Source organism: Streptomyces sp. NPDC058291 (assembly GCF_042880855.1).
GTDB lineage: Bacteria > Actinomycetota > Actinomycetes > Streptomycetales > Streptomycetaceae > Streptomyces.
The window spans coordinates 12,597-31,669 of record NZ_JBHVYK010000090.1 but is presented as its reverse complement, the minus strand read 5'-3'; the positions used below and the strand labels follow the sequence as shown (position 1 = coordinate 31,669).

At 71.9% G+C, this 19,073-nt stretch carries 14 protein-coding genes; 7 read left to right on the top strand and 7 right to left on the bottom strand.

Annotated elements, in window-relative coordinates; translation table 11 throughout:
- Positions 1-159 precede the first annotated feature (159 nt).
- The 3 genes from ACFVYK_RS31810 (at position 160) to ACFVYK_RS31800 (ending at position 3,746) form a co-directional block, all read left to right on the top strand.
- A complete protein-coding gene (locus tag ACFVYK_RS31810; protein ID WP_389779977.1) occupies positions 160-1,650 on the top strand; it encodes a family 43 glycosylhydrolase in 1,491 nt (496 codons plus the stop codon).
- Between the two features lie 60 nt (positions 1,651-1,710).
- On the top strand, positions 1,711-3,159 hold the full coding sequence (locus ACFVYK_RS31805) for a family 43 glycosylhydrolase (RefSeq protein WP_389779975.1): 1,449 nt from the start codon (positions 1,711-1,713) through the stop codon (positions 3,157-3,159).
- A gap of 146 nt (positions 3,160-3,305) precedes the next feature.
- A complete protein-coding gene (locus ACFVYK_RS31800) occupies positions 3,306-3,746 on the top strand; it encodes an SRPBCC family protein (protein ID WP_389779973.1) in 441 nt (146 codons plus the stop codon).
- Positions 3,747-3,793: 47 nt separating this feature from the next.
- Here ACFVYK_RS31800 and ACFVYK_RS31795 read toward each other — a convergent pair whose 3' ends face one another.
- The 5 genes from ACFVYK_RS31795 to ACFVYK_RS31775 all read right to left on the bottom strand — a co-directional run bounded on the left by ACFVYK_RS31795 (position 3,794) and on the right by ACFVYK_RS31775 (position 10,588).
- Positions 3,794-4,990, bottom strand: a complete 1,197-nt coding sequence (locus ACFVYK_RS31795) for an XdhC family protein (protein ID WP_389779972.1) — start codon at positions 4,988-4,990, stop codon at positions 3,794-3,796.
- Between the two features lie 56 nt (positions 4,991-5,046).
- Positions 5,047-6,504 carry an NCS2 family permease gene (locus tag ACFVYK_RS31790; RefSeq protein WP_389779970.1) on the bottom strand — a complete coding sequence of 486 codons (1,458 nt, stop codon included), beginning with the start codon at positions 6,502-6,504 and terminating at the stop codon, positions 5,047-5,049.
- Between the two features lie 150 nt (positions 6,505-6,654).
- Positions 6,655-9,084: a xanthine dehydrogenase family protein molybdopterin-binding subunit gene (locus ACFVYK_RS31785; RefSeq protein WP_389779968.1), complete on the bottom strand. Its 2,430-nt coding sequence runs from the start codon at positions 9,082-9,084 to the stop codon at positions 6,655-6,657.
- Positions 9,085-9,086: 2 nt separating this feature from the next.
- Positions 9,087-9,698, bottom strand: coding sequence for a (2Fe-2S)-binding protein (locus tag ACFVYK_RS31780; RefSeq protein WP_389779966.1), 612 nt, complete (start codon positions 9,696-9,698; stop codon positions 9,087-9,089).
- Positions 9,698-10,588 carry an FAD binding domain-containing protein gene (locus tag ACFVYK_RS31775; RefSeq protein ID WP_389779964.1) on the bottom strand — a complete coding sequence of 297 codons (891 nt, stop codon included), beginning with the start codon at positions 10,586-10,588 and terminating at the stop codon, positions 9,698-9,700. Before ACFVYK_RS31775 ends, ACFVYK_RS31780 begins: the two co-directional genes overlap by 1 nt.
- Positions 10,589-10,982: 394 nt before the next feature.
- Between ACFVYK_RS31775 and ACFVYK_RS31770 the strand changes: the two genes are divergently transcribed.
- Both ACFVYK_RS31770 and ACFVYK_RS31765 read left to right on the top strand, forming a co-directional pair.
- The gene (locus ACFVYK_RS31770) at positions 10,983-12,728 is read left to right on the top strand and encodes a PucR family transcriptional regulator (protein WP_389779962.1); all 1,746 of its coding nucleotides are present in this window, start codon (positions 10,983-10,985) and stop codon (positions 12,726-12,728) included.
- A gap of 172 nt (positions 12,729-12,900) precedes the next feature.
- Entirely contained in the window at positions 12,901-13,686 is a 786-nt protein-coding gene (locus ACFVYK_RS31765) for a hypothetical protein (RefSeq protein WP_389779960.1), read from the top strand.
- A 244-nt stretch (positions 13,687-13,930) separates the two neighbouring features.
- Here ACFVYK_RS31765 and ACFVYK_RS31760 read toward each other — a convergent pair whose 3' ends face one another.
- Positions 13,931-14,794: a GntR family transcriptional regulator gene (locus ACFVYK_RS31760; protein WP_389779958.1), complete on the bottom strand. Its 864-nt coding sequence runs from the start codon at positions 14,792-14,794 to the stop codon at positions 13,931-13,933.
- A gap of 200 nt (positions 14,795-14,994) precedes the next feature.
- Here ACFVYK_RS31760 and ACFVYK_RS31755 point away from each other — a divergent pair, with 200 nt between their 5' ends.
- Positions 14,995-15,843 (top strand): (2Fe-2S)-binding protein, encoded by an 849-nt coding sequence (locus ACFVYK_RS31755; protein WP_389779956.1) that lies wholly within the window; start codon positions 14,995-14,997, stop codon positions 15,841-15,843.
- A gap of 359 nt (positions 15,844-16,202) precedes the next feature.
- Positions 16,203-17,255 carry a DUF2637 domain-containing protein gene (locus ACFVYK_RS31750; RefSeq protein WP_389779954.1) on the top strand — a complete coding sequence of 351 codons (1,053 nt, stop codon included), beginning with the start codon at positions 16,203-16,205 and terminating at the stop codon, positions 17,253-17,255.
- 385 nt (positions 17,256-17,640) lie between these two features.
- Here ACFVYK_RS31750 and ACFVYK_RS31745 read toward each other — a convergent pair whose 3' ends face one another.
- Entirely contained in the window at positions 17,641-18,138 is a 498-nt protein-coding gene (locus tag ACFVYK_RS31745; RefSeq protein ID WP_389779952.1) for an ATP-binding protein, read from the bottom strand.
- Between the last annotated feature and the right edge of the window lie 935 nt (positions 18,139-19,073).

The following is a 19,073-nucleotide window of genomic DNA, read 5'->3' as shown; positions in this document are numbered from 1 at the left end:
GTCCACAGGGCCGAGCCGGACGCCCCGGCGCGTTGCCCGGCTGCCCAAACCATTGACGAGGACATGCACGCCCCCTATCTTCTGGCCGAAGTTACGAACCATGTTCGACATGACGAACATGGCGGACTGGCTGCCTCACGGACAAGGGACGGGTCCCGTATGCCTCGGACACACCGCCGCAGATCCCTGCTCGTCTGCGTGCTGACCCTCCTCGTCGCCCTGGTGGCGGCCACCCAGCCGGTGTCCGCGGCCGATGGCCGCCCCTACACCAACCCGCTGAAGTCGGCCAAGGGCGCCGACCCCTGGCTGGAGTACTACAACGGCGACTACTACCTGATCACCACGACGTTCACCGGCGTCCTCGGCATGCGCAAGTCGCCCACGCTGGCGGGACTCGCCACCGCGCCCACCGTGCAGGTCTGGTCGGACACCACCGCGACCCGCGACAGCAACATCTGGGCGCCGGAGATCCACCAGTTCAACGGGCACTGGTACCTGTACTACTCGGCCGCGCCGGGCGGGGCCGCCTGCTGCGACCTTCAGCGCACCCAGGTCCTGGAGAGCGCGGGCGCCGACCCGCTGGGCCCGTACACCCACAAGGGGTCGCTCACCGGCTCCGACCTCGACCCCGGCGGCTGGCTGATCGACGCGAGCGTGCTCCAGGCGAACGGCAAGCTGTACCTCGTCGGCAGCGGCTCGGTGAACGGCAGCAGGCAGAGCCTGGTCATCGCGCCGATGAGCAACCCGTACACGCTGGCGAGCAGCGCGTTCACGGTCATCTCCAGCCCCACGCTGAGCTGGGAGACCTCGGGCGCGCCGGTCAACGAGGGACCCGAGCCGCTCTACCACGGCGGACGCACGTTCCTCACGTTCTCCGCGAGTTACTGCCAGACCGCCGACTACAAGCTCGGCCTGCTGGAACTGACCGGCTCCGACCCGCTCAGCCCGGCGTCCTGGACGAAGAAACAGACGCCCGTGTTCCAGCGCAACGACGCGGGCGGCGTCTACGGACCGGGCCACAACGGTTTCTTCACCTCACCCGACGGCACCGAGAACTGGATCGTCTACCACGCCAACTCCTCCGCGAGCGGCGGCTGCGGCAACGGACGCACCACGCGTGCCCAGAAGTTCACCTGGAACGCCGACGGCACGCCGAACTTCGGCGCCCCGGTCGCGCTCGGCACGACACTGCCCGGCCCGTCCGGCGAGACGGCGACGACCCCGACGTCGTACACCCTCGTCAACCGCAACAGCGGCAAGTGCCTCGACGTGTCCGGCGGTTCGAGCGCCGACGGCGCGAACATACTGCAGTGGACCTGCAACGGCGGGGCCAACCAGAAGTGGCGGATCGAGGACCAGGGCGACGACACCAGCCGCCTGGTGAACGTGGCCACCGGCGGGGTGATCGACACCGCCGACTGCTCCACCGCGGACGGCGCCGACCTGCGCCAGTGGTCGTGGCTGAACAACAAGTGCCAGCGCTTCCGTCTCGTCTTCACCGCGAGCGGCGACTACGTCCGGCTCGTCGGCGAGAACAGCGCGAAGGTCGCCGACGTGGCGGACTGCGGGACCGCGAACGGCGCCGACGTCCGCCAGTGGACCTGGCTGAACAACACCTGCCAGCAGTGGCGGCTGGTCCCCGCCGCCTGAGCCCGCCCCCTGCCCCTGCCCCTCGCCCCTTGTCCTTGGTTCCTTGTTGGGAGAACACCCTTGAGACGCAACGCCGTTCGGCTGCTCCTGGCGGGCCTCGTCGCCCTCGCGGCCGTCCTCACCGCCGTGGGCGGCCCGGCCCAGGCCGCCGTGCCCGACTCCCCCGCGGTGACGTACACCAACCCGATCGCCGAGAAGCGCGCCGACCCGCACATCTACAAGCACACCGACGGTTACTACTACTTCACCGCGACCGTTCCCGAGTACGACCGCATCGTGCTGCGCCGGGCGACGACCATCCAGGGCCTGTCCACGGCCCAGGAGGTCACCATCTGGACCAAGCACAGCAGCGGGGTCATGGGCTCCCACATCTGGGCGCCCGAGATCCACTTCATCGACGGCAAGTGGTACGTGTACTTCGCCGCCGGCTCCACCAGCGACGTATGGGCGATCCGGATGTACGTCCTCGAAGGCGTCGGCGCCAACCCGCTCAGCGCGACGTGGACCGAGAAGGGTCAGATCAAGACCACGTGGGAGAGTTTCTCCCTCGACTCCACCACGTTCGTCGTGAACGGGGTCCGCTATCTCGCCTGGGCCCAGCGCAACCCTGCCGAGGACAACAACACCAGCCTGTTCATCGCCAAGCTGGCCAACCCCTGGACGATCTCCGGCGCCCCGAGGGAGATCTCGCAGCCGACGCTGTCCTGGGAGACCGTGGGCTTCAAGGTCAACGAGGGGCCCGCGGTGATCCAGCACGGCGGCAAGGTGTTCATGACGTACTCGGCGAGCGCGACCGACGCCAACTACTGCCTGGGCATGCTGACCGCCTCCGCCGGCGCCGACCTCACCGACCCGGCGTCCTGGACCAAGGGATCGCAGCCCGTCTTCAAGACGAACGCCGCGACCTCGCAGTACGGGCCGGGCCACAACTCGTTCACCGTCTCCGAGGACGGCAGGTCCGACGTCATCGTCTACCACGACCGCAGCTACCGGGACATCACCGGCGACCCCCTGAACGACCCCAACCGCCGCACCCGCGTGCAGAAGGTGTACTGGAAGGCCGACGGCACACCCGACTTCGGCATCCCGGTGGCCGACGGCGTGACGCCCGAACGCTTCTCCTCATACAACTTCGCGGACCGGTTCATCCGCCACTGGGAGTACCGCGCCCGGATCGAGGCGAACGTCAGCCCCCTCGCCGACTCGCAGTTCCGCGTGGTGAGCGGCCTCGCCGGAACCGGCACGGTCTCCCTGGAGGCGGCCGGCTTCCCCGGCTACTACCTGCGTCAGAAGAACTCCGAGGTGTGGCTGGAGAAGAACGACGGCACCTCGACGTTCGCCTCCGACGCCACCTATTACCAGCGGGCCGGACTCGCCGATGCCGCGGGAATCTCCTACGAGTCGTACGCCTCCCCGGGCCGCTACATCCGCCACTACGACTACCTGCTGTACGTGCAGACCCCGAGCACCGCGACGGACCGGGCTGACGCGACGTACTACGCCCAGTGAGACGCCCGTCGAGATGACGACGGCAGGGGCGCGGGAGGCCCGCCGCCGACAGCGGCGGGCCTCCTCCGGCCCCCGAAGACCCGACCCGACCTGTGGTCCGGACGGTGATCCTTCGTCCGCGCGCTCCGACTCCCTACGATCACCACGTGGCCACCTTCCAGCTCGAACGCACGGCACCGCTGCCCCCCGACGACGCCTGGCGCCGCCTGACGGAGTGGTCCCGGCACGGTGACGTGGTACCGCTTACGAGCGTTTGTGTGCTCACTCCCCCGCCGACCCGTCAGGGCACCGCCTTCGTGGCTCGGACCGGCCTCGGCCCCCTCGCCTTCGACGACCCGATGGAGGTGACCGAGTGGACCCCGCCGACCGACGAGGCGCCGGGCCGCTGCCGCCTGGAGAAACGCGGCCGGATCGTCCGGGGCTGGGCCGAGATCGAGGTACGGCCGGGACCGGGTGGACGGGCCCACGTGACCTGGCGGGAGCATGTGCGTGTGCGTTTGCTGCCCTCTTTCTTCGACCCGCTCCTCGGCGCCGCCGCCCGTTCGATGTTCGGGCGAGCCGTCGACCGACTCCTGCGCACCCCCTGACCGGACGCCGGATCCGCCGTTCGTCCACCGCGACACGGAGTCGCCGCTCAGGCGACCGAGCCGATCCGCCTGACCGCGGGCGCCGTCGCGTCGTGATGGATCGGCGTGTGCGCGCCGGTGAGCGACACCCCACTGCCGCCACGCCGGGCGGCGACGATCTCCGCGGCGATCGACAGCGCCGTCTCCTCGGGCGTACGGGCGCCCAGGTCCAGACCGATGGGCGACCGCAGTCGCGCCAACTCCATCTCGGTGACGCCTACTTCACGTAGCCGGGCGTTGCGGTCCAGATGGGTGCGGCGGGACCCCATCGCGCCGACGTAGGCGACCGGGAGACGCAACGCCAGTCTCAGCAGGGGGACGTCGAACTTGGCGTCGTGGGTGAGCACGCACAGCACGGTCCGCGCATCCACCTCCGTACGCTCCAGGTAGGTGTGCGGCCACTCGACGACGATCTCGTCCGCCTCCGGGAAGCGGGCCGCGGTGGCGAAGACGGGGCGCGCGTCGCACACCGTCACGCGGTAGCCCAAAAACTTGCCGACCCGCACCAGCGCCGAGGCGAAGTCGATCGCCCCGAACACGATCATCCGCGGCGCCGGCACGGACGACTCCACGAGGACGGTGATCGGGGCCCCGCAACGAGACCCCTGCTCGCCGATCTCCAGCGTGCCGGTGCGACCGGCGTCGAGAAAAGCCCGGGCCTCGGCCGCGACCGTACGGTCCAGCTCGGGGTGGGCTCCGAAGCCGCCCTGGTGGGAACCGCTTTCGAAAGCGCCGCCGGCGGGGGAACCGCCGTCGTGATCGTCGTCCGAGGAGACGAGCAGTGCCCGGCCGACGAGGTCCGCCGGGCCGCTCACGATCCGGGCGAGGGCCGCGGCCGCGCCGGACGCGGCGGCCTCGACGGCGGCCGCCACCACCGGGCGGACCGGGTCGCCGGCGCGCACCGGGGTGACGAGGATGTCGATGATCCCGCCGCAGGTGAGTCCGACGGCGAAGGCGTCGTCGTCGCTGTAGCCGAATCGCTCCAGGACCGGCTGCCCGTCCTCCAGGGCCTGCCGGCACAGTTCGTAGACCGCGCCCTCCACGCAGCCGCCCGAGACCGAGCCGATCGCCGTGCCGTCGGCGTCCACCGCCAGGGCGGCGCCCGGCCGGCGGGGCGCACTGCCGCCGACGCCCACGACGGTGGCCACGGCGAAGTCCCGGCCCTGCCCGACCCACCGGTCGAGCTCCTCGGCGATGTCCAGCATGTCTCGGTCTCCTTGTCGGCGGTCGGGTGGAGGACGGGTGCCCGTGGAAGGGGCGGCTAGTGCACGCCCAGCCAGCTCTCGACGGGGTGGAGGCAGAAGTAGACGAGGAAGATCACCGTCAGGCCCCACATGAAGGCGCCGATCTCCCGCGCCCTGCCCTGCGCCGTCCTGATCGCGACGTAGGAGATGACGCCCGCGGCGACACCCGTGGTGATGGTGTACGTGAACGGCATCAGGACGACGGTCAGAAACACCGGGACAGCGGTTGCCCGGTCGGCCCAGTCGACGTGGCGGGCGTTCATGAGCATCATCGCGCCGATGACGACCAGCGCGGCGGAGGCGACCTCCTGCGGGACGATCGCGGTGAGCGGGGTGAAGAAGAGACAGGCCGCGAAGAAGCTCCCGGTCACGACCGAGGCGAGGCCGGTGCGCGCTCCCTCGCCCACACCCGTCGCCGACTCGATGAACACGGTCTGGCCCGAACCGCCCGCCAGCCCGCCGACGGCGCCGCCGGCGCCGTCGATGAACAGCGCCTTGGACAGGCCCGGCATGCGGCCCTTGTCGTCGGCGAGCCCCGCCTCGGTGCCGACGCCGATGATGGTGGCCATCGCGTCGAAGAACCCGGCGAGGACCAGGGTGAACACGATCAGGCCGACGGTCATGGCGCCGACCTCGCCCCAGCCGCCGAACTCCACGTCCCCGAAGAGTGAGAAGTCGGGCATCGAGACGGCGGCGCCGTGCAGTGCGGGGGCGCCGCCCGCCCACTGGCGGGGGTCGACGACCCCGGTCGCGTTGAGGATCGCCGCGACCACCGTGCCGCCGACGATGCCGATGAGGATGGCGCCGGGGATGTTCCGGGCCTGGAGCATGAAGATCAGCAGCAGGGTGCCGGCGAACAGCAGCACGGGCCAGCCCGCCAGTTCGCCCGCCGGACCGAGGGTGACCGGGGTCGCCTTGCCCTGGTGCACGAAGCCGGACTTGTAGAAACCGATGAGCGCGATGAACAGGCCGATGCCCATGGTGATGCCGTGCTTGAGGGCGAGCGGGATCGCATTCATGATCATCTCGCGCAGGCCGGTGACGACCAGCAGCATGATGACGACGCCGTACATCACGCACATGCCCATCGCCTGTGGCCACGTCATCTGGGGGGCGACCTGGGAGGAGAGCACCCCGGAGACGGACAGGCCGGCCGCGAGGGCGAGGGGCGCCTTGCCGAAGAAACCCATCAGCAACGTGGTGAAAGCGGCTGCGAAGGCGGTTGCGGTGATCAGGGCCTTCTGGCCGAGGGTGTCTCCGGCCGCGTCCTTGCCGGACAGGATCAGGGGGTTGAGCAGGAGGATGTACGCCATCGCCATGAAGGTGGTGACGCCGCCGCGCACTTCGCGGGCGACCGTGGAGCCCCGCCCGGATATGTGGAAGTAACGGTCGAGCCAGGACCGTCCGGCCGGGACGCGGGAGCCTTCGCCCGCGTCGTCGGCTGTGGTCCTCGGCTCCAGTGACTGCTGGGTCATGGGCCATCTCCCAAGGTTCAAAGGGGCACCCGCGCGGCGTCTGCGGCCGGGTGCGGGATTTGGGAAGGGACGACCCGGGGGACGGCCCGAGACGAACAAGGGGCCCGGGGGCGGGAGCCCCCGGGGAACTGCTGGTCGCGACCTCGGGGGTCACGTTCCGGTGAGGTGCTCCGGACGTACGGGGGTGCGGTCGAGCTCCAGTCCGGTCGCGTTCCGGATCGCCGCGAGGACGGCCGGGGTCGACGACAGGGTGGGGGCCTCGCCGACGCCACGGAGCCCGTAGGGGGCGTGGTCGTCGGCGAGTTCGAGCACGTCGACCGGGATGGTCGGCGTGTCGAGGATCGTGGGGATCAGGTAGTCCGTGAAGGACGGGTTCCTGACCTTGGCCGTCTTCGGGTCGACGATGATCTCCTCCATGACCGCCACGCCCAGACCCTGGATGGTGCCGCCCTGGATCTGACCGATCACGGAAAGCGGATTCAGCGCCTTTCCGACGTCCTGGGCGCAGGCCAGCTCGATGACCTTCACCAGTCCGAGTTCGGTGTCGACCTCGACGACCGCGCGGTGCGCGGCGAAGGAGTACTGGACGTGGCCGTTGCCCTGGCCGGTGCGCAGGTCGAAGGACTCGGTCGGCCGGTGCCGCCACTCCGCCTCGACCTCGACGGCCTCGTCGGCGAGCACGTCCACGAGGTCGGCGAGGACCTCGCCGCCGTCGGTGACGACCTTGCCGCCCTCCAGGAGCAGTTCGGCGGTGGCCCAGGCGGGGTGGTGGGCGCCGAACCTGCGGCGCCCGATCTCCAGGACCTGCTCCCGCACCATCTCGCAGGAGTTCTTGACCGCGCCGCCGGTGACGTACGTCTGCCGGGAGGCCGAGGTCGAGCCGGCGCTGCCGACCTGGGTGTCCGCCGGGTGGATGGTCACCTGGGTGACGCCCAGCTCGGTGCGGGCGATCTGCGCGTGGACGGTGACCCCGCCCTGGCCGACCTCCGCCATGGCCGTGTGGACGGTCGCGACGGGCTCGCCGCCGACGACCTCCATGCGGACCTTGGCGGTCGAGTAGTCGTCGAAGCCCTCGGAGAAGCCGACGTTCTTGATGCCGACCGCGTAACCGACGCCCCGCACGACGCCCTCGCCGTGCGTGGTGTTGGACAGACCGCCGGGCAGCTGTCGCACGTCCGCGCCCTCGCTGCTCTCCCACTGACGCTCCGGCGGCAGCGGCATCGCCTTGACCCGGCGCAGCAGTTCGGCGACCGGCGCCGGCGAGTCGACCCTCTGCCCGGTGGGCAGGAGGGATCCTTGTTCCATCGCGTTGCGCTGCCGGAACTCCACGGGATCCAGGCCGAGTTCCTTGGCCAGCTTGTCCATCTGCGCCTCGTAGGCGAAGCACGCCTGGACCGCGCCGAAGCCGCGCATCGCGCCGCAGGGCGGGTTGTTGGTGTAGAGGGCGATGGCCTCGATCTCGACGTCGTCGACGACGTACGGACCGATGCCGAGCGAGGAGGCGTTGCCGACGACGGCGGGGGACGCGGAGGCGTACGCGCCGCCGTCGAGGACGATGCGGCACTTGACGTGGGTGAGCTTGCCGTCCCTGGTGGCGCCGTGCTCGTAGGTGAGCTTGGCCGGGTGACGGTGCACATGGCCGAAGAAGGATTCGAAACGGTTGTAAACGATTTTGACGGGTTTTCCGGTGCGCAGGGCCAGCAGACAGGCGTGGATCTGCATCGACAGGTCCTCGCGGCCGCCGAAGGCGCCGCCGACGCCGGCCAGCGTCATGCGCACCTTGCTCTCGGGCAGGCCGAGGACGGGGGCGATCTGGCGCAGGTCGGAGTGGAGCCACTGGGTGGCGATGTAGAGGTGGACGCCGCCGTCCTCCTCCGGGACGGCGAGCCCGGACTCCGGGCCGAGGAAGGCCTGGTCCTGCATGCCGAAGGTGTACTCGCCGCGGACGACGACGTCGGCGCGCCGGGCGGCCTCGTCCGCGTCGCCGCGCACGATGGGCTGGCGGTGGACGATGTTGGGGTGCGGGACGTGGCCGATGTGGTGGTCGTCGCGGTCGTGGTGGATGAGGATCGCGTCCGGGGCGGTCGCGGACGCCTCGTCGGTGATCACCGGCAGGTCGCGGTACTCGACCCTGATCTTGGCGGCGGCGCGGCGGGCGGTCTCCGGGTGGTCGGCGGCGACGATAGCGACCGGCTCGCCGTGGTGGCGTACCTTGCCGTGGGCCAGGACCGGGGTGTCCTGGATCTCCAGGCCGTAGGTCTTCACCTCGGTCGGCAGGTCGTCGTACGTCATGACGGCGTAGACGCCCGGGGTGGCCAGAGCCTCGGAGGTGTCGATGGAGACGATCTCGGCGTGCGCGACCGTGGAGCGCAGGATCTGGCCCCAGAGCATGTCCTCGTGCCACAGGTCGGACGAGTACGCGAACTCGCCGGTGACCTTGAGGGTGCCGTCGGGGCGGAGCGTGGACTCGCCTACGCCGCCCTTGGTCGGGGAGCCCTGGGTGACCTTGACGGGGGTGCCGAGAGGGGCGCTGCTGCGGGTGCCGTCCGCTCGAGCGGAGCCGAAGGTGGGCGAAGGCATCGTCAGACCGCCTCTCCCTGTCGGGCGGCCGCCAGGCGGACCGCGTCCATGATTTTCTCGTAGCCGGTGCAGCGGCACAGGTTGCCCGAGAGCGCCTCGCGGATGTCCGCGTCGGTCGGGTTCGGGTGGTGTTCGAGCAGCTCGTCGGCGGCGACCAGCAGACCCGGGGTGCAGAAACCGCACTGGACGGCGCCGGCGTCGATGAAGGCCTGCTGGATCGGGGCGAGTTCGCCGCCATCGCCGGCCTGGGAGTCGGCGCCCGTGGCCTGCCACGCCCGGGCCTCGTCGAGGGAGGTGCCGGAGGTGGCCGGGGCGGCCGGGACGCCGCAGGAAGCGGTCTCGCAACGGTCGCGCTCGGCGCGTTGCCTGGCGTGCTCGGCGAGTCCTTCGACGGTGACGACGTCACGGCCTTCGACCTGGCCGGCGGCGACCAGGCACGAGCACACCGGGACGCCGTCCAGCCGGACCGTGCACGATCCGCACTCGCCCTGCTCGCAGGCGTTCTTGGAGCCCGGAAGTCCGAGCCGTTCGCGCAGCACGTACAGCAGGCTCTCGCCCTCCCACACGTCGTCGGCTTCCTGCGGGCGTCCGTTGACAGTGAAGTTGACGCGCATCACGCGGCTCCCTTCGAGGCGCGGCGGGCGCCGCGGTACGACTCCCAGGTCCAGGTGAGCGTCCGGCGGGCCATGACGCCGACCGCGTGGCGGCGGTAGCTCGCGGTGCCCCGGACGTCGTCGATCGGGTTGCAGGCGGCGGCGCACAGGTCGGCGAACTGCTTGGCGACCGAGGGGGTGATGACTTTTCCGTTGTCCCAGAAACCGCCTTCTTCGAGGGCCGCGTCGAGGAACTCCTCGGCGGTCCTGGCCCGGACGGGGGTGGGGGCGGCGGAGCCGATGCCGGTGCGCACGGTCCGGGTCGCGGGGTGCAGGGCCAGGCCGAAGGCGCAGACGGCGATGACCATGGCGTTGCGGGTGCCGACCTTGGAGTACTGCTGGGGGCCGTCGGCCTTCTTGACGTGGACGGCGCGGATCAGTTCGTCGGGGGCGAGGGCGTTGCGTTTCACGCCCGTGTAGAACGCGTCGATCGGGATCCGGCGTGAGCCGCGCACCGACTCGGCCTCGACCTCGGCGCCGGCGGCGAGCAGGGCGGGATGGGCGTCGCCGGCCGGGGAGGCGGTGCCGAGGTTGCCGCCGACGCCGCCGCGGTTGCGGATCTGCGGGGAGGCCACGGTGTGCGAGGCGAGCGCGAGGCCCGGCAGCTCGCCGCGCAGGTGCTCCATGATCCGGGAGTACGGGACGGAGGCCCCGAGCCGCACGCTGTCCTGGCCGACCTCCCACTCGTACAGGTCTCCGACGCGGTTCAGGTCGAGCAGGTACTCGGGCCTGCGGTGGTCGAAGTTGATCTCGACCATCACGTCGGTGCCACCCGCAATCGGCACGGCGGTGGGGTGCTCGGCCTTCGCGGCGAGCGCCTCCTCCCAGCTGGCGGGGCGAAGGAAGTCCATGACCGGCTCTCTTCTTCGTCTCATGAGTCGTGTGAGTCGTGTGAGTCGTCTCTATCGAGCCAGAATCGGGGGCGGCGGGCCCGGCTCGTTCATGTGCTGTTCACGCGGAGTGAGGCCAGTACACAGCCGGTTGCTCCGAGCGGGTCAGTCACGGAAACCATGAAGGAGTTGGCTGGTCCGTCCGGGCATCTTGTAGATTCGTATGAACGAAGGTCATCGGTAACCTCTTCGTTTTCCTGCAGAAACGCGGGAAACAGCCTGGCAATCGAAGAATGCGGTTTCCGATGTTCCACCGCGGCGGCCCGGGCTCCGGAGCAGAACCGGCGGCGGACCTTTTCCACCACCTCCTTCACGATCCATCGTAGATTTCGAGACAGAGAACGGCGGCGACGAGATGCGGCTGCGCGCACTTTTGGACACCGATGCGCTGGGCCTCGGGCTCCTCGGCGGCGAGGACGAGCTGGACCGCGCGGTGCGCGGGGTCATGACCACCGACCTGCGCGACCCCAGCCGCTACCTCTCCGGCGGCGAGCTGGTGCTGACGGGCCTGGCCTGGCGCCGGGACGCGACGGACTCCGAGCCGTTCGTGCGGATCCTGGTGCAGGCCGGGGTGGCCGCGCTCGCGGCCGGCGAGGCGGAGCTGGGCGACGTCCCGGAGGACCTGGTCGCGGCCTGTGCCCGGCACCGGCTCCCGCTGTTCGCGGTGCACGAGTCGGTGGCCTTCGCGACGATCACCGAGCACGTCGTGCGGCAGGTCTCCGGCGAGCGCGCCGGCGACCTCGCGGCCGTGGTCGACCGCCACCGCCGGATGATGACCTCAGGTCCGGCCGGCGGCGGCCCGGACGTGGTCCTGGACCTGCTCGGCTCCGACCTGGACCTGCGCGCCTGGGTCCTGTCCCCCACCGGCCGGCTCATCGCGGGCCCGAAGACGGCGGGCCCGAGCCTGCCGTCCGACGTCTGCGCCAAGCTCGCGGCGGAGCAGCTCGCGGCCGTCCGCACCGGACGGCGCGGCCCGCACCGGGCGATCGTGGGCCAGACGACGTTCTCCCTGTTCCCGATCCGCAGCAGCGGCCGCTCACCGCAGGCCCCGCACCTCCCGCAGGTCCCCCAGACGTCGCGGACCGCCCAGCATCCCGTGGGCGCCCCGGGCGCGCCCGGGGCGCGGGACGTGCGCGAGAGCGTCCTGTCGGACTGGCTGCTGGCCGTCGAGGCGGACGCGGGCGACTGGGCGGACGAGCGCCTCGACCTGCTGCAGGGCGTCACCCAGCTCATCGCGGTGGAACGGGACCGCAGGGACGCGGCGCGCTCGGTGCGCCGCCGCCTCGCGCAGGAGGTGCTCGAACTGGTCCAGACGGGCGCGGCTCCGGCGGAGATCGCGGCCCGTCTTCGGGTCGCCGCTCCGGTGCTGCTGCCGGGCCTGGGGACCGCCCCGCACTGGCAGGTGGTGGTGGCCCGCGTGGAGTGGGAGGACGGCGGCCTGGAGGCCGGCCCGGTCGCCCAGTCCCTGCTGGAGGAGATCCTGGTCGACCCCGTGGCCACCGGGCCCGAGCCGTCCGACCGCATCGCCGTCGCCCATGCGGGCGACGAGGCCATCGCCCTCGTCCCGCTGCCGGCCGTGCCCGGCGAGCACGACGGCGCCGAGACCGGCGTCCTCGCCGACGCGCTGCTGGCCGCCGTGCGGGAGCCGCTGTCGGCCGGTCTGGACGGCGACGGCCGGCTGACCCTGGGCGTCAGCGCCGCCGTGCACTCCGCGGAGGGGCTGCGCGGGGCGCTGGAGGAGGCACGGCACGCGCGGCGGGTGGCCGCCGCCCGTCCCGGACGGGTCTGCGCGGCGGGACACCAGGAGCTCGCCTCGCACGTCCTGCTGCTCCCGTTCGTCCCCGACGACGTGCGCCGGGCGTTCACCGCCCGCCTCCTGGACCCCCTGCGCGACTACGACCGACGCCACCGCGCCGAGCTGATCCCGACCCTGGAGGCGTTCCTCGACTGCGACGGTTCGTGGACCCGGTGCGCCTCCCGCCTGCACCTGCACGTCAACACGCTGCGCTACCGGGTCGGGCGGATCGAGCAGTTGACGAGCCGTGACCTCTCGCGGCTGGAGGACAAGCTGGACTTCTTCCTGGCCCTGCGCATGAGCTGACGACAGGCCGACACCGGTTACCTGCCGTTACCGGCGGCTCGCGTGGACCTCGGGGCACGCGGACTCCCCCGACTTTGTGAAATCCTTCACCCGCCCCCTTGGCCCGGTGCCTCGATCCGTGCTGAGATGCGGCCACCACTCACAGCTCGACGGCGCGCTCGGGGAGGGCAACGTGGCGCATTCCGCCATGTCCGGTACCGGAACGACCTCAGGTGACGATCCCCTCCAGAGCGCGGTATGGCGGTTGCGCTCGCGGGCCTGCTGGGTCGACGCGGCGGCCCTGATCCCCCCCGACACGGCCGCTGGCGCCGTCCAGCGGGCCGCGCTGCTCGTGGAACGGTGCCTGTACACCGAACAGGGCTGGCAGGACGCCGAGGACGCGCTGCGCACGGCGGAGGCGCTGGCCCACGACGACGAGGAACGCGGCGCGGCCGCTTGCGAACGCGGGCAACTCGCCTACGCGGCCACGCTCCACGGGGTGCGCGACCGGGTGGACGAGGCGCGGGCCGCGCTGGGCCGGGCGGCGGCGCTGATCCCGCCGGACGCGACGGGCCGGGCCCTGCTGGACTTCCGCAGGGGCCTGCTCGCGGAGAACATCTCGCGTTCCCCGCAGGCGGCCAGGGCCGCGTACCGACGCGCCCACACGGCGGCCGCCGCGCACTCGGACTCGCTGCTGCTGTCCTTCACCTGGCGTCATCTCGCCGGACTCGCCCTGCGCGACGGCGAGGTGGCCGAGGCCCGGCACGGCTTCGCCGAATCCCTGCGCCTCCGGGAGGAGTTGGGCTACCTGGTGGGCACCGCTCCGGCGCTGGCCTCGCTGGCGGACGCGGAGGTCGAACCGGAGGCCTCACGCCTGCGCGAGGAGGCACGACGTCTGTTCCGGCTCCTGGGCGGCGTTCCGACCTGGCTGGCACGCCAACTGACGCCACCGGCCACCCCGAGCCCGTCCGGCGTGTGACGGGAAGATCCGGCGTGTGACGGGAGGATCCGGCGTGTGACGGGAAGAAAGAAACGGCAGAGGTGGCGGAAACGGCAGAAACGGCAGAAACGGCAGAAAATGTAGCGGCGGCGGTAACGGGAGTAACCGTAGTAACGGGAGAAACGACGGCGAAGGCGAGCCCGGACGGGCGAAACGGCCGCCTGGGCGGAACGGCCGCCTGGGCGGAACGGCCGCCTGGGCGGAACGGCCGCAGGACGCTCGCTCAGCCGCTCGCGCCCGCGAAGTGCTCCCGGACCAGCGCCTGCACCACGTCCAACTCGCCCGCCGTGAGCGCCTCCAGCAGCGACAGGTGCTCGGCCGCGTCGGCGACGAGGTCCGCCCGCCCGCGCCGTGCCGGTCCGCCGGTCAGCGGCCACTGCGACCGTCTGTGCAGATCGTCGGCGATCGCGACCAGCTGCTCGTTGCCGGAGAGGGCGAGCAGCGACCGGTGGAAGATCCGGTCGGCCTCCGCGTAGGTGGCACGGCAGCCGGAGGCGGCGGCGCGCACGCTCGCCTCGGCCAGCGGCCTCAGCTCCGTCCACCGCTCGCCGGGCACCGTACGGGCGAGCCGCAGCATCACGGGCACCTCGATCAGCGCGCGCACCTCGGTGAGCTCGGCGAGCTCACGGGCGCCCCGTACGATCACCCGGAACCCCCGGTTGGGGACGACCTCGACCGCGCCCTCCAGCGCGAGCTGCTGCATCGCCTCGCGGACGGGCGTCGCGGAGACGCCGAAGCGTTCGCCGAGGACCGGGGCGGAGTACACCTCGCCCGGGAGCAGCTCCCCGGTGACGAGCGCGGTGCGCAGGGCGTCGAGTATCTGACCGCGCACCGAGGCCCGCTGGATCACGGGCCGGGAAGGCGACGGGGAGCCTCCCGGCCGGGCGAAGCCGAGAGCGGGGGAAGGGGCCTCACTGCGCGTGTGTTCGCCACGCGCGTCGTCCGTCGGGCCGCACCGTGCGCGGTCCGCGACCTGACCGTACCCGACGGCCCCGGAGCGGGCCTGCGCCGGCACGCGGGCGCGATCGTCCGTCCCGGGTCCGGCCGGGGCCCCGGTACCGGTGGAGCCCTGCGCACTCTGCTCCACGGGGCCTCCTCCGGCCTTGTCGGTACTTGGGGTCATTACGACTGGTTGTTACTCGTCCGTCAAGCACCTTAGGCGCACCTGCCGCTTCCGGGGTAATGGGGGGCCTCCGTCCCGGACCGGACCGGGTCGGGCGAACACCCCCCGAAAGGCTGGGTAAGGTAAGGCTTACCTGCAAGCGCTCTTGAAACGGCGGTACCGGCATGCCCACAGCCCTGTCGCCCACGGCGGAGGCCTACGCCCGCCTGACGCAGGTCCTGCCGGGCCTGACCGTCACGGAGCTGGGACGCACGGAGCCGTTTCCCCGGGGCGGCGGCTGGGTCACGGCAGCCGAGCTGGCCGCCGGCGGCGCGGCCCTGGACGCCTTCCTGGCCTGGGACGACGCTCAGGTCGTGCGCGACCACGGCCGGCAGGCCCGCCCGGACGTGGTGGCCGGATTCGGACTGCACCGGTACTCCTGGCCCGCCTGCCTGCTGATCACCGTTCCGTGGTTCCTCCACCGCCGGGTGCCCCGCCTGCCCGTGACACACGTCGCGTACGACCGTACCGGCGGCGGCATGCTGATGACCGTCCGCCCGCCCACCACCTTCGCCTGCCTGCCGGGCGATCCGGCGGCGCTCACGCCCGGCGCCCGGGTGGTCCCGGACGAGGAGGCACTGCGCGCGGAGGTCCGCGCCGCGATAGCCGAGCACCACGAGCCGCTGCTCGCCGGTTTCGGTCCGCGCACCCGGCGGCGTGGCCGCGCCCTGTGGGGCATGGTGACCGACGAGGTGGTGGAGGGGCTCTGGCACGTCGCCCAGCTGTTCGGCGGCGACGAGCGGGAGCGGGCACGGCGGGAGCTGGAGCTGCTGTTGCCGGGGACGACGCGGCCGTACGTCGGCTCGGCGGCCTTCCGCGAGCTGACCGGCCCGGACGGCGAGTCCCTGCCCACCCGGGACCGGGCGAGCTGCTGCATGTTCTACACCGTGCGGCCCGACGCCACCTGCGTCACCTGCCCGCGCACCTGCGACGCCGACCGCGTCGCCAAGCTGGGCGAAGTCGCTGCGAGTTGACGTCCACTCAGGCCTGGGGGATCCGGGGTGTCACCTGAGTTGAGGTTCGATCAGGTCCGGCACCCCGGGGAGGTGATCCTGTCGCGGTTCCCGTAAGATCACCCGAACGGGACTGCCGTAGGGGTACAGGCGATTCACCACTTCCTCACTCGTCACGGGAACTTTCCGTGGAACCACCCTTACGGGTAGTCTTATTCGAACTCAACTCCCGCCCCTCAAGCGGCAGTTCGAGCAGAACGTCGCCCTGGGCATTCCCTTGCACCTCCTTGGCGGCCTCTTGCCCCGAAACCCCCTGAGGGACGGCGGGATTGCGCCACTATGGCGGGCGTTACGCCCTATCCCAATGCAAGGGACCCCAGATGAGACTTACCGACATATCGCTGAACTGGCTGCTTCCGGGCGCCGTACTGCTCCTGGGCATGCTGGCGGCGGTGGCGGTGCTCGCGCGCGGCAAGCGCTCCTCCGGGGCGAGCGCGAGCGCGGACGACTCGTGGGAACGCACCGAGGAACGCCGCAGGCGCAAGGAAGCCATATACGGAACCGCTTCCTACGTCCTTCTGTTCTGCTGCGCGGCCGTGGCCGCCGCCCTCTCTTTCCACGGTCTGGTCGGCTTCGGCCAGCAGAACCTCGGCCTCACCAACGGCTGGGAATACCTCGTGCCGTTCGGCCTGGACGGCGCGGCGATGTTCTGCTCCGTGCTCGCGGTGCGCGAGGCCAGCCACGGTGACGCGGCGCTCGGCTCCCGCATACTCGTATGGACGTTCGCCGGGGCCGCGGCCTGGTTCAACTGGGTGCACGCGCCGCGGGGCCTGGGTCACGACGGCGCCCCGCAGTTCTTCTCCGGCATGTCGCTCTCGGCGGCCGTGCTCTTCGACCGGGCCCTGAAGCAGACGCGCCGGGCGGCGCTGCGCGAGCAGGGTCTCGTGCCCCGTCCGCTGCCGCAGATCCGCGTCGTGCGCTGGGTGCGCGCCCCTCGCGAGACCTACAGGGCCTGGTCGCTGATGCTGCTGGAGGGCGTGCGCAGTCTCGACGAAGCCGTCGAAGAGGTCCGCGAGGACAAGGCCCGCAAGGAGGAGACCAAGCTGCGCCGTCGCGAGCAGCAGCGGGTCGAGCGGGCGCAGTTGAAGGCGATCAGCCGGGGCCACGGCCGGTTCCCCGGTCGGGGCGGGGGCCGCCAGGTCGAGGCCCAGGCCGCTCTGGAGCGGGCCACGGCCGAACGCGTCCCCGCGGAGCCTGCCATAGCGAACTCGGCGGAGCAGCTGCCCCTACGGTCCCGGCCCTCCCTGCAGCCCGTTCGCCACGGCTCTGAATCGATGACCGTCGACCTCACCGCGGAGGACGACACCATGGCGCTGCCGCGCCTCGACTCCCTGGAGCGCAAGCTCAAGGACCTGGAGCAGCAGTTCGGCTGACGGCCGGGTGACGGGCGGACAGACACGACGGGAAGGGGGCGCGACCGCGACGGTCGCGCCCCCTTCCCGTCCGTCGTCCGCCCTTTCCCCTCCGACGTGCGACGTCCGTCGTCCGGTCCTCGGCCGGTGGTTGAGCGTCGCCCCTCGTGCGGGGTCGGTTGCGCGGCATCGGTTGTGCGGCGTCCGTCTCGCACGGTCGGTCGTGTGGCGTCCGTCGTGTGGCGTCCGTCTTGAGTTGTCCCGTCTTGAGTTGTCCGTCGCGCGGCGCCGCTGTCCGTCATGCACCGCCGATGTTCGTCAGGCGTCGTCCATTGTTCGTCGGGCGTCCTCCGCCGTCGGGCGTGCGGTGTTCAGGGTGCGGCGAGGCTTCTCCGACGGACGCGGCTCACGCGGCTCCGGCGCCCAGTTCGAACCAGACGACCTTCCCGCCGCCCTGTGCCCGTACGCCCCAGGTGTCCGCGAGGGACTCGACCAGGACCAGGCCCCGCCCGTGGGTGCCCTCGTCGGCCGTCGGCGCGCTCGGCCGCGGCCGGCGGGCGACGAAGTCCCGTACCTCGACCCGCAGACCGGACGATGAGACGGTGGCCGTCAGGACCGCGTCGTCGTCGGTGTGCACGAGCGCGTTGGTGACGAGCTCGCTGGTCAGCAGCTCCGCCGTCTCCGACCGGCCGGGCTTCCCCCACCCCCGTAACAGTTCCCGGAGCGCCCGGCGCGCCTCGGGGACCGCCCGCAGGTCGGCCCGTCCCAGTCGGCGATTGAGCTGTCCGGCCCCGCCCTGCTCCGGCGCGTCTGCGGTCGGGTCCTCCCCGGTCTTCCGCGTCCGTCTCGTCGCCGAGACGCCCACGATCGTCGTCGGACCGCTTCCCCGTGCCTGCCTCTCCATGACCCCCGCCCGCGTGTCGATGTCGGTTTCCCCCCTGCTCGAACACGTTCACGGGGATCCTTGCCCGGTCGGCACCGGGCCAGTCATGTCGAATGGTCGACGGCCGGGTGTTCGGCCGTGTTCGGGCGGGCCGCAGAAGCCCTTCGGAGAGCGAGCGGCAGGTCGGCAACGCGATGCGGGGCGCGACGGCGGGTTCGTGGGCGATCCTCAAGGCCTGGTGCGGACGGGCCGGGAGGGGGCGACGCGGCGGCCCGTGGGTCCAGTGCGTCCGGGGCGCCACCGGGGCCGGTGCGTCGCAGGCCGACCCGCGTTCCGCTCGACGGGTGAGCCGCGGCCCGACGGCCGGGGGCGGGCACCGGTTCGGGGACGTCGGCGTTCGGCGCCGAAATCAGCCGAAAGCCCTGGTCGGCGAGCGGACTTCGCTCGGTACGGTGAAGGCTCGCCTGGCGGTCGGGGTGTCGGGCGGCTCCGGCGCCGCGCCGCGGAGTCGGCGACGATCACCCCGGCGTCCGGCGACGGTGAAGCCGTCGCACGCCGGCGCGGGCATCCCCCGAGAGCGTGCGCCCGCGCGAACAGCACCCGACGCGCGCCTCCTTCGCGAGCGGAGGTGAGCCGGGGCATCCGGGCTCCGGCTCTGCCTCCGACCCGGCCGTCCCGCGCCCCCGCGACCTACACACCGGGGTGACCCGCCGACCGTCGAGGATCGCCCCCACTGCGGACGCGGCCCTACCGACCTGGTCGTATGCGCGCAACGGATGTGGCTGCCGGTACGGGAGGACCAGGCAGGCGAAAAGCGTGCTGGAAAGGCTCCTTCACACACGAACGGACCCGCGGTGCGGGCGGCGCTCCCCGAGCAGGCCCCCGGGGCGCCGGCGGAGCCCGGGCCCCAGGTCTCCCGGTTGGGCCGCAAGCCGGGGGTGGCGGGACCGTCGCCG